This window comes from Dapis purpurea BLCC-M126 (genome assembly GCF_050015975.1).
Classification (GTDB): domain Bacteria; phylum Cyanobacteriota; class Cyanobacteriia; order Cyanobacteriales; family Microcoleaceae; genus Trichodesmium.
On record NZ_JBNHER010000297.1, the window covers coordinates 7,834 to 20,939 of the forward strand.

Below are 13,106 nucleotides of genomic sequence, written 5' to 3' on the forward strand. Positions count from 1 at the left end.
TGTTAGCATCATTGCCAGCATTTTGATTAATATCTCCGGTAATATCTCCTCCAGCAGTTTGAGTATTGTTAGCATCATTGCCAGCATTTTGATTAATATCTCCGGTAATATCTCCTCCAGCGTTTTGAGTATTGTTAGTATTATTTTCTGCTGTTTGATTAATCTCTCCTGTGGTTTGATCTCCACCTGAGTTAATCTCAATATTGGCATCTCCTACTCCGGCATTTTGATCGATATCTTCTGTTGTAATATCTTCTGTTGCTTGTAACCTTAAGGCTCCTATTGTACCATCAGAGCTGATTTCAACATCATAAGTTTGAATTGAGCCATCTGCTGCTGTGACGTTGATTTCACCGGCGCTGGTTGTACCGATGGAGCTTAAATTTCCCGTGCCTACTTCTTCAGCGTTGATAATTATACTACCACTACTTCCTTCCGGTGCTTGTGTCGTAACATTACCTGTATTTACTTGTGCTGTTTTACTCTGAATAGTTAAATTGCCACTTTCGGTTATGCCAAAAGATGATACATTTCCTAAATTTACGCTTTCTGAGGCACTAATCTCGATGTTTCCTCCTTTTCCTGCCTCTGAGAAAGAATCTATTTCTCCTCCAGTGGCATCAATGCTGCCTGTTTCACTCTCTACTTTTATCCGGCCTCCCTGTTGCATTCCGTCGGAACGAATTCCCTGAATATTAATATCTCCGGGGCTTCTGAGGGTGATGTCTCCAGCTATGCCTTCTGTGGAAAAGCTGCTCAGGTTTCCAATGATTTCTATGCTGTTTTGACTGCGACTTTCTATTTCGATGTCACCTCCTTTTTGCATTCCTTCTGAACGAATGCTGCCTGTGTGGATGTGACCTTCTGCGTAGAGGGCGACGCTGCCTCCTTCTCCTCTTTCTGAGAAGGTTTCTATGGGTTTGGTGGCGTCTATCTCTCCTTGTCTGCTAATGATTTCTATATTTCCACCTGTGCTTGGTTTTTCTTGGTTGAGGGCGCTGGCTTCTAGTCTTCCTGTCGTTATGTTTCCTGTAGCTTCGATGATGATATCTCCTGATCCATCTGGGGAACGGGAACTAATTTTGTCAGCACTGGTATCTACCGTACTGTTTTTACTGCTAATAATAATGTTTCCTGCTGTTCCTTGGGTAGCTTCTCCTCTGGGAACAGGAATAAGGCTGAAGTTATCGTTAATTGTTATTCTTTCTCTAATGAAACCTGATGCTAAGTCTATTTGACCTGTTTCTATTGCGCCATCTGCAATAATATTGATTTTTCCTGTGTCGCCGTCGTCTGCTCCAGAATATATTCTGGCTCCTATAGTGTTAATATTGTTTCCTGCTTGAAGGGTAATATCTCTTCCTTTGCCAGGGTTTTCGGTCTCGCTGTTGGTTGATGGTTCGGAGGCAGAGATGATCTTAGTGTTCTCTATTAGGTTAATGTTATTTCCTGCTTTGAGGTTAATTGTACCTCCGTCAGCATCCGCGAAGGTGTATATGTTGTTAGCCGTGATGTTTCCACCAGGTGCTTCTATGGTGACATCACCTCCGTTGCCACCTCCTGAATAGTTAGCTAGAGTGCCACCAGATGTGTCTATGTTTCCGGTTTCTGATGTAATAGTAATTTGACCACCTTGTTTTTGGCCGTGGGAACTTATGGTGTGGTTAGTAATGTCTGTTTTTGCTTGGAGGGTGACATCTCCAGCATTGCCTCGGTTGGAAAATGATTGAATTGCTTGGGTAGCATTAATCTCTCCTTGTTCGCTGGTAATGCTAATGTTACCTCCGTCGGAGATTTCTGTTGTGTTATTGGCTTCAGAGGTAATAATTCCTGTAGTAATATTTTCTTGGGCGGTTATCTCAATATCGCCTGCGTTTCCAGTATTAGTGCTTTTGGCTGAAATAGTGCTATTTGGGGCACTCATTTCTCCTGTTTTAATGGTGATAGTTCCTCCGTTTTCTGTACCTGTGGTTTCTGTGATAATTTGACCTTCTAGTTGGAATACTTGAGTGGGGTTGATATTGATGGTACCTCCCTCTCCACTATTAGATGTAGATGCAGATATGGTGGTATTTTCCGCTATAGTGAGGTTTTGAGTGTCGATGTTGATAGTTCCAGCCTTTCCTGTGCCTGTTGTTTCAACTGTTATACTACCTTCACCGAAAATATTTATATTTTCTGGGGCAAATATCTCAATGTTACCTCCATTGCCTGTGGATGTAGTGCGGGCAGAGATAAAGCCGTTTTCGCTGAAAGTAATATTCAGGTTGGGGTCAAATTCACCTAGTTCCTCCCCTACTCCCCTATAGGGGTTGAGAGTGAGGATACCTGCGGGGGAGTCTCCTGCAGTCTCAGCAAATATTCCAAGTCTGCCTGAGATATTTAGGTCATTAGAATTGATAGTAATATTTCCTCCTGCTTCTGTGTTAGTTGCCCCTTCTAGTGCTGTGGCACTAATTGAAGCATCATTACCGATGGTGACTGTGGAAGAGTTAATTTCTATGTCTCCGGCTGCTCCGGCACTGTTTGTTTCGGCGGAGATAGCTATTCCCTCTGTCAGAGTCAAATTTTGGGCATCTATTTTTATTTCACCTGCGTTGCCTGTACCTGTGGTTTCGACCGATATTTTTCCCTCTCCTGTAATATTTATATTTTCTGGGGCAAATATCTCAATGTTACCTCCGTTGCCTGTAGATGTAGTGCGGGCAGATATGAAGCCGTTTTCGGTGAAAGTAATATTCAGGTTGGGTTCAAATTCGTTGAGTTGCTCCCCTAGTCCCCTATAGGGGTTGAGAGTAAGAGTGCCTGCGTCTGCTATTCCTGCAGTTTCAGCGAATATTCCAAGGGTACCTGAGATATTAAGGTTGTTAGCTTCAATGTTGATATTGCCTCCCCCTTCTTCGTTTATGGAATCAGCGGTAACTGTGGCGCTAATTTGAGCGTTTTCTCCAATATTTATGGTGTTGGCTTTAATATTAATGCTTCCTGGGTTCCCTGCTCCCCTGGTTTCTGTAGTGAGGCTGGTAGTTTGGTTTAGGTCTAAGGTTTGGGCATGGATTTCGATGTTGCCTGCGTTTCCTTGGCCTTCGGTATCGGCTTGGAGTTTACTTTCGTTGGTGAGTTGAATGTCTTGGGGGGTTTCAATTCTTATGTCTCCGGCATCTCCCCCATCGGTGGTGATTGCGAAAATGTTGCTGTTGTCTAGAGAAATTGTGCCAATACTTGTTATCGTGACATCTCCAGCGCGTTCGTCTCCTTTGGTATCGCTTTCAATGTTAACGTTATTGAGATTAATGTTGCCTGAGCTGTTGATAGATACATCACCTGATTGACCTGATTCACCTACGTTAATTTCTACTATATCTCTACCTGGGATTTGTACCCTCACTTGTTTATTGGTAATAATAGATAAGTCATCAAGTACAAGGTCTCCTTCTGGTTGACTTGTTATGCTTACGTCTCCTGATTCATTGGAAGAAACTGTCAATATTTCTATGTTGCTTAGGCTATTAGCAGTAATATTAACCTCTCCAGCATCTCCGGAGTCGTTTATTCCTACTGAAAATGTTCTGATTCCTGGTTCTTCTGACTCTTCTAAGTCTGCAGAGTTAATTAAATTTATGCTCTGTGCCGAGACAGATATAGCTCCCCCATTCCCTGAGTCGCCTCCTTCTGAAGCGGAAAAGGAACTAAGTGTTCCTGTTGTAATGTTGCCTCCTGCTGAAACAGATATAGTTCCCCCATTCCCTGAGTCGCCTCCTTCTGACAAGGAAAAGGAATCAAGCGCTTCTGTTGTGATGTTGCCTCCTGCCGAAACAGATATAGCTCCCCCATTCCCTGAGTTTGCTCCAGAGTTGGATCTGACCAATTCTGTTATAGTGATATCGCCCCTTGCTGAAACAGATATAGCTCCCCCATTACCTGAGCTAATTCCAGATTCAACACTAGAATCAAGGAATTCAGTCAAATCATTATCATCAGGTTGAATCAGATTAATATCACCCTCAGCAGTAAGAGTAATATTACCCCCATCCCCTTCTGAAACACTGGCATTAATCTTTTCTGTTGTATTGATGTCACCACCAGCAGTAAAAGTAACATCACCCCCATTCCCTTTCCCTCGAACATTAGAATCAACGCTTTCTGTAGAAATATTACCACTGGCAGTGAGAGAAATATCACCTCCATCCCCTTCCCCATTCAGAACATTGGAAGTAAGAAATCTTTCTATAATAAGATCGCCCTCGGCAGTGAGAGAAATATCACCCCCATTGCCATTTTGACCAACGCTGGAATTGGGTCTTTCTGTAGAAATATTACCGCCAGCAGTGAAAGTAATATCTCCTCCATTCCCTTCAGCAGAAACATTAGACTCAACCCTATCTGTAGAAATAGGCCCACCAGCAGTGAGAGAAATATTACCTCCATCCCCGTTCCCTTCCTCAACATTAGACTCAAGCCTATCTGTAGAGATAGCGCTATCAGCAGTCAGGGATATATCACCTCCATTCCCATTTCCTGCAACAATACTCGAATTAATTCTTCCTGTATTGATAGCGCCACCAGCAGTCAGAAAAATATTACCTCCATTCCCATTTCCTTCAATAACACTCGAATTAAGACTTTGTGTAGAGATATCACCCTGAGCATTAAGGTTAATATCACCCCCAATTGCTTGAAGAGAACTAGAATTAATTAGACCAGTTATAATATTGTTGTTAGCCTTCAGGTCAACTATTCCTCCGTTAGCAGTTTCGCTCAAACTGTGAATATTTCCTACACTAAGATCGCCATGAGTTGCTTCTATATTAATCGTCCCACCATTTCCTCCACCACTCTCAACAAGAGGACTACGCAGCAATAGTTGTGTACCTACGGCAGTTCCCCAGGCAGCTGTATCACCTGCTCTGTATAAAGTGCCACTATCTTCTTCAGCAAAAGTATCTGTAACTATTAAAGTCCAAGTTCCGTTGGGGTTCTCTCCATTAAATTCTCCTAAACTTCCTTGTGGAATATATGTACCATCAAACGGAGCATTACCAGATGCAATACTTGTAGAAGCATCATCATCCAGCACAGTATCCTGAAAATTGTCTTCTTCACTACCAACACGAGCAAATAATCTTACTGTCTGCCCCTGGGGTGATTCGAGATCGACTTCTAAGTCTCCATTGTAAGTATGTTCCGCAGAAAAGCGTACATCTAGATTTTCTATAGTTCCTAAGTCACCATCTACAGTAAAAGTAAATGTTGTAGTGCCTTCGGCACTTTCTGCTGGTATCGCTCCCCCCTCATCTATATCTATCGCAGCAAGCAACTCCCCACCAGAAGAAACCGGCAACCAAGAAGTATCAATATTCCCCAAAACAATACCAGCACCAGCAATAGTTAAATCTCGGCCATTTGTCTTAATAGTATCTGCTCCATTCTCAAAGGTATTCGGATCGCTACCAACATCCGCCTCATTATCCAACATCTCCACAACACCAATTCCATCCCCATCGACATCTGCACGAAATTCAATCTCTCCTTCCCCAGGCAGAAATTCCAACACATTATCTTCTATATCCTCAACAGTAATATCATTTGTCGCCCTCAAGTTAACATCCGCATCCCCAGAAGTTTCATCAAATTCATCATTTATCCTAATATTAGTGGCAGACAAAGAAACACTTTCTCCACCACCTTTTATTCCACTACCCGTAGCAACAATATCTCCCATAGCTTCAATATTAATTGCACCACCATTATTAGTAATTTCTGTTGTTTCAATAGTAGAAATGCTTTCCGTTAAAGTTACATCTCCTGCACTCTTAATCTCTATATCTCCTCCAGCAGTAACAATACCATCCACATCCTCACTCACATTACCAATATTCACATCTCCCACATCAAAAAATGCCCCACCAATGCCAGAAACTGCCTCTAAATTTTCTACATTTAAGCGCAAAGGTGCATTAGTTAAACCTATTCCACCACTGCCATTCGTTTGAAACAAAACACTCCCGGCATTTATCAAAGAATTCTCAGAAACTCTGGCAATATTTCCCCCATTAGCATTAACTAAAACTTGCCCTGTTGTAGTTAAAGAAGCCAGATTTATATCTCCTACTTCTCCCAAATTTCCTAACTCAATATTAATCCTGCCACTTCCTGCATTTAATGTTGTTCCATCTAACTGATTTATCGAAGCTGCTCCTTCACTCCGGTTAGCAATATTCATCTCATCATTATTACCAAGTAAATCAATATTTCCATTACCAACTGATGTGTCTATATCAGCATTTATATTAATACTACGACCTGCTTTTAATTCTATAGATGAGTCAGTTTCTATCTTTTCATTGATTGTTATATCATTATCAGCTAGGAGAATAATATTACCATCAGTATTTTCTAGGGAAGTGTTACTTTCTGAACCTCCTAAAATGATATTTTCAGGGTCTAATAATATTGTTCCTGGATTTCCTAAAGCTGCAGTAACATCCACAGTTCCATTAAATATTAATTGTTGTTTGCCCGAAACTTCAACAAAGCCTCCATCTCCTGAAAATTTTCCTCCTTTAGCACTAATATTTCCCGCAAAATTAGTAATTCCATCTGACCAAACTATTACTTGACCTCCATCACCATTTGTAATAGCATCCCCAGAAATAAATGAGCCATTATTCACAAAAGTATGCTGAGAATTAGGCACAATTCCATTACCTTGAAAGTCGCCTCCAATTAATACTGTACCGCCTCCGTTGATACCATTGGCGTTGATATTGGCATCAATAACTGCTACGCGATCGCCTAATACATTAGTCTGGCCTCCAATATTATATCCCCCCTGCCCCCCATTTGAGAGATGGGGAGCGGAAGTTGTTGATACATCTATGTTTCCCGAAGTAATTGCTGTTCCTGATAAATCAGCTACTATTGTATTTGAATCTGTCAACACCACATCACCATTGGCATTAACAATGGCAGATGTAGCCTGATATATTTCTCCACCAGTTAAAAGTTGGGGTAAAGATAAGGGGGTTATATCAGAAATATATTCCCCATTAGTTATTGTTGAGTCTACTTCTAAACTTAATAAATGTCCCGGTTGAGATATTCTCAGGATGCTACCACCTGCTACTGCTGTGATGTTTATATTTCCCCCTGCTGTGGAAAGTTGCCCGGTATTAATAACAGTCCCGCCTAATAAGGTTAAATTTTCTCCAGGGTTTAAACTTAGGTTTCCTTCGTTAACTATAGCCCCTGGGTTAGATACATTAAATCTATAGCCACTGGGGTTTCCCACTAGATTTGAATAATCGTTTGTTCCCATGGCTTTAAACCAGAAGTTGTTGTTGTCAAAACCTATACCTGTAGCAGTAGTAACGCTGAATGAGGCTGGTATGTTGAGGCTGGCGTTGGAGCCGAATATCATACCTGCGGGATTCATTAAGAAGAGGTTAGAGTTACCCCCAGTGACTTGGATGAGACCATTAATATATGAGGCATTGCCTCCTGTGACTCTGCCCAGAATGTTGCGGATGTCTGGGGTGGTAAGGAAATTTGCAGTTTGGTTGGTGTGGACGTTAAATTTGTCAAAACTATGGAAGAGGTTACCTCCATTATGAATGCCACCCTGGATATTAAACTGGTTGCCGTTTTGATTTATTGTTGTTCCTGTACCGTCGTTTGCCGGAGTTATGGGTTGAGAGTTGGCGGATGCCCCTGGTGCCAATGAGCCTAAAATTATAGTCAGAGCAGTTATACTGTAAGATTCTAATATATTAGCTTTCATCATAAACTTCTGCAATTGTGGCATTTATTTTTAGTTAGTTAAGTAGATAGCCGTTAAAATTTGTCGCTATGTAACAAGATGTAAATTTATCTCAAAATCAACTGTAGATTGTAGCTTGAAGTTAGTTTACAAAATTTAATATAGTTAATCTTTTTCGTGCGTACCTACTTAATCACTGTATTTCGTTATTATTATCTACTCTATCAGAGTATAGCATTCTAGTTCTTGATTGTGCCATTAATAAGACTTTATAAAGATAACCTCAAGAAAGTCTGATATAAATATTCCACTTAGGTGTTAGGCCGACTTTACCAGAAATAGGGAACAGAAAATTTCCCAAAAATTAGATAATTATAGATTTTATTAAATTTTTGTAGATTTCTGGGAACGGTAAGTCAAGTTTAATCAGATTCTAATCAATGTACCCTTTCGGCTAAACCATGCTTTACTCTATTATTAATTTCTCTGCCTCTGTCAAATTGTTTACACTAAAATTTTTCTGATACCAAAAATAAGCTCCAATACCAACTGCCAAATTAGCAAAACAAGCAGCAGCAAAAACACCATTTATCCCAAATAACCAACTTCCCAAATATGCCAAAGGTACATACAACAATAACATCCTTGTGATAGTCATCAGCATAGAAGGTAAAGGTTTCCCCAAAGCATTAAAAGTCACACTAGAAATTAATATAATTCCCGCGGCACCATAACTAATAGGTACTATCAGTAGATATTTAGCAGCGACTTCTACAACTGCTGGATCTTTATCGAATACTGAAGCAAGCCAACTCCCACCTATACCGAGAGCGATCGCTCCCATAGCTCCCCAAAACAGACAAAACTGAAACCCTAAGCGCAAACCTAAATACACACGGTCATACTTTTTCGCTCCCCAATTTTGCCCTACAAACGGACTAAAACTCGCAGATAATGCAAGTGGCACAATAATAGAAAACATCTCTACCTTAGAAGCAACACCAAAACCTGCCACTGCAGCAGTGCCATAACTTGCCATCAAGCTAGTAATAAATGTAATAGAAATTGGTGTAATCATATTTGTACCTGTGGCTGGTATACCTATATAAAGGATATTTTGGCAATTTTGGAGTAGAAGCTTAAAACTAGACAACTCCCAACAAATCATTTTTTCGCGATAGTGCAGAAAAAGCAAAGAAGCTACTAACGTAGTCGCCCTACCAATAACAGTTGCTAATGCTGCTCCTTGCAACCCCATTGCTGGAATTGCACCTACTCCAAAAATTAACATTGGGTCTAGCACGGCATTGACAAGACCTGCTATAGTCATCACCACACTAGGAATTAATGTATTACCAGCAGCGCGAATAGCACTATTACCTACCATTGGCACTACTATAAAAATTACCCCCAGATACCAAATTTCCATATATTGTCGAATTAGAGGGAGAATTTCTGCTTTTGCGCCTAAAGCAGTAAATATGGGGTCAATAGTTGTTAAACCTAAAACCACCAAAATTGCCACTATTAATAAGGATAAAATTAAACTGTCAGTGGTAAGTCGCTTAACTTTGTAGCGATCTCCTTCTCCAATAGCTCTAGAGATAACAGAAGCAGTACCTGTTCCCAAACCCATTGACACACTACCTAATAATGTTACTACTGGGAAAGTGAAACTCATTGCTGCTAGCTCCTTTGTTCCTAGTTGACCAACAAAGTAGGTATCAACAATATTGAAGCCAATGACAGCAAACACTCCCCAAACCATAGGTAGTGTTAGCTTTAGTAATACTGGACCGATCCTACCTTCTGTTAGTTGTCGTTTCATAATGATTTGATAATTGGGTTTTCTTTACAAAACTTTACCATTGATTTTCAGTTTGGGCAACTTCATCTACAGTGCTTTTCTTGATGAACCACATCGTTATAACAAAACCCTGTAGGGAGGTTCCATGAAACGTCTCTAATGTGGTCTACCTACATGAAAACCGCTGTATAAAATTTATGAATTGCTTCTACAGAAGTCAGAATAGTTTTGGAAAATTTACTTGCTTCAGTTCCCTGTGTTTAATTTTGTCTACCTACTTAATAGTTGTAAAATAGTATAAACCAGGCAACTTTTACCTAGTAATTTTCGCAAATGTTAGAAAGTAAAAACAAAAATCAAGATATTCATCGGTTCACTACTGATAGGATAGTACATTTTTTAGTAGAGATTGTGCTATGTTGTTTATTAATTTTTACCAGTGGTTGTCGCCCAACATTATTAAACTCTCAGAGTAATAATAACTCAAAATTAGTATTAGTTAACCCTAGTCCTCCACCCACTTTTAACTATCCCATATCTCGTTCTCCTTATGGAATTTTTAGATTTATTTATGAAGGATTAATATCAGTAAATGGTTTAACTGGAGAACTAGAACCTGCCTTAGCAGAATCTTGGGTTTGGTCTGAAGATAAAAAGCGAATTATCTTTACCTTGCGGTCAGAATTAAAATGGTCTGATGGAGAATCTCTGACTGCTGATGATGTTGTGTTTACCTATCAAGATATTTATCTCAACCAAAAAATACCCACTGTCTACAGAGACTTTTTAAGAATTGGTAGTACTGGTGCTTTTCCCTCAGTTAAAAAAATAGATAGACGAAGAGTAGAATTTATTTTGCCCGAACCCTTTGCGCCATTTCTTAGATATATAGGAAGATTAAAAATTTTACCAGCTCATGCTTTGCGGGATACTATTTTTTCAACCGACGCTGATGGTAAACCTCTATTTTTATCCACCTGGAATACAAATACAGAACCACGAAAGATTATTAGCAATGGTGCATTTCGGCTGGAAAATTATATCCCTTCCCAAAGAATAGTCTTACAGAAAAATCCCTTCTATTGGCGTTCCGATTCAGTCGGCAACTCTCTCCCCTATCTTGATAAAATTATCATCCAAATTATTCCATCAACTGACAATCAATTGCTGAGATTTCGTTCAGGGGAATTAGATAGTATTGGAGTAGATGCCGAAGCATTTCAATTACTCAAGCGAGAAGAAAAACGAGGTAAATATAAGATTTATAATGGCGGTCCGGGGCTAGGATATCAATTTGTTGGGTTTAATCTTAATCAAGGAATAAATTCTCAAGGCAAACCTTTTTTAAATCCAATGAAGTCTGGTTGGTTTAATAATTTAGCATTTAGACAAGCAGTTGCCTATGCTATAAATCGCCAACAAATTAATAATAATATTTATCGAGGTTTAGGAGAAATACAACATTCTGCGCTTGCAGTACAAAGTCCCTATTACTTATCTCCAGAAGCAGGATTAAAGATATATGACTATAACCTGGAAAAGGCAAAACAATTATTGATAGATGCTGGTTTTCAATATAATGATGCTAATGAATTATTAGATAAAGATGGTAACCGAGTAGAATTTACAATTTTAGTAAAATCTGAAGAAAAACTCCGCATAGATACAGCAGTTCAAATCAAAGAAGATTTAAGTAATATCGGTATTCAAGGAAATTTACAGATTCTCAACTTCAACACTGTTTTACGAAAGCTATTATCTAGTCGAGATTGGGAATGTTATGTCGGGGCATTTGGTGTTCCTGGTGCTGACTTTGAACCAAATTTACTTTCCTTATTTTGGTCAAGTAACGGTTCATTTCATCAGTTTAATCTAGGTTCTAAACCTGGTGAACCAAAGATGAAAAATTGGCAAGTTTCTGATTGGGAAAAAGAAATTGACCGTTTGTTTATTACTGGATATCAGACAGTAGATGAAAATCAACGCCGAGAAATTTACGGAGAATTTCAACAAATTGTTGCCGAACAATTGCCTGTATTTTTTTTAGTAAATCCTCTTTCACTCCAAGCAGTTCGTAATCATATTGATAATTTAAAATTTACTGCTATTGGCGGAGCTTTTTGGAATATTGATGAATTAAAGATTCAGGAAAAATAAACAGTATTATCAAACAAAACTTATGGGTTGTCCTACATAGTAAATATGGTGAAGATATATATTTTTTAATTTCTTCCCACAGTTCCCACACCCTCTCTACTGTTACCATGCACTACTACCAATTTATACTCTGGGCAACACCTAAGAACGGAAGATTTTCTTAAAAGCATAATGAATTTTTGGACTAATAAATCTCATAGTAATATCAAATACAAAAAATTGTGCAAATATACGAATTTCCCCATCTCCCCATCTCCCCATCCCCCTATCAATCTTTGGTAGCAAACATTAACGTATTTCATATAATTTAATCTCCCAGTTAATTATCAATTAGTAAGCATTTCCTGCGGAATGCAGATCTAACAACTCTTGGATAGCCCCTTATAGAAGAACAAGGAAATTTATGATTTTATTCCCTCTGACTTCAGCCGGAGGTACTAATAACTGAAATGACGTATATTTCTATATTTTTGGCAAAAATATTCTCCAAAAGTATCTTTTAGTGCTATTATAATCAAAAGTTTTATTTCCTGACAGATAACAATGAAGAAAAGAAACCTAGCAATAACATTAGCTACAGTTGTTTTTCTAGCAGCCTGTGATGTTGGTGATAATAGTCATATTAAACTGAGGAGCGATCGGTATCCAGGTAGAATTAATCATAGAAAAGTCAGAGTAAACAAGTATGATAAAACTAATATTAACACCAGTTTTGTTGTAAATTCTTGTCAAGAATTTATGGAATATGAAATGGGATTTCCAAGTAATGGGCGGTGGTCATCCGTAGAAGATATAACTCAAACTCAATTGGGTTGGGAATGGCGAGGTTGGGTAGAATTTGATGGAGAAAAAAGCAATTTTGTGTGCAATATCCACAATAATGAAGTAATAGCATATACCCACAAACAAGAAAAATATCCTTATAGTTTTCCTGATAATTTATATGAGCATGACAATAAGAACAATACCGGTAATGTTGTTAGTTCTTGTCAAGAATTTATGGAATATGAAATGGGATTTCCCAGAAATGGGAACTGGTCTTCTCAAAAAGATGTGAGGAAAACTATAGAGGGTTGGGAATGGCAAGGATGGGTAGATATCTATGGAGAAAGAAATAAGTTTACATGTACTGTTGATAATAATGGAGTTAGAGTCAGCACTAATTTTGAAGATTCTTATAATTATGAATATGAATATAACTATACTTATTAATAAGTATCTATATCTATAATAAGTAGCTTAGTTTAATTAGATGTCACTATGTTAGTGTGACTTGAAAGGAGCGGAAAGAACCAATCTTAATGATTTTAACTGATGCTCCCTGAAAGTTACCGAATTATTAATTATTAATTGTTAATTAAATAATTGTGGTTTAAAGCCTCC

The 13,106-nt window shown here is 38.7% G+C and carries 4 protein-coding genes; 2 read left to right on the plus strand and 2 right to left on the minus strand.

What is annotated here, in order from left to right:
- Together ACP6PL_RS26935 and ACP6PL_RS26940 are read right to left on the minus strand one after the other, a co-directional pair.
- On the minus strand, positions 1–7,783 hold a 7,783-nt coding region (locus ACP6PL_RS26935), incomplete at its 3' end, for a beta strand repeat-containing protein (protein WP_426548414.1).
- A gap of 442 nt (positions 7,784–8,225) precedes the next feature.
- On the minus strand, positions 8,226–9,587 hold the full coding sequence (locus ACP6PL_RS26940; protein ID WP_426548415.1) for an MATE family efflux transporter: 1,362 nt from the start codon (positions 9,585–9,587) through the stop codon (positions 8,226–8,228).
- A 312-nt stretch (positions 9,588–9,899) separates the two neighbouring features.
- Between ACP6PL_RS26940 and ACP6PL_RS26945 the strand changes: the two genes are divergently transcribed.
- Positions 9,900–11,723, plus strand: a complete 1,824-nt coding sequence (locus ACP6PL_RS26945; RefSeq protein ID WP_426548416.1) for an ABC transporter substrate-binding protein — start codon at positions 9,900–9,902, stop codon at positions 11,721–11,723.
- Positions 11,724–12,266: 543 nt separating this feature from the next.
- A complete protein-coding gene (locus ACP6PL_RS26950; protein ID WP_426548417.1) occupies positions 12,267–12,935 on the plus strand; it encodes a hypothetical protein in 669 nt (222 codons plus the stop codon).
- Positions 12,936–13,106: the final 171 nt, after the last annotated feature.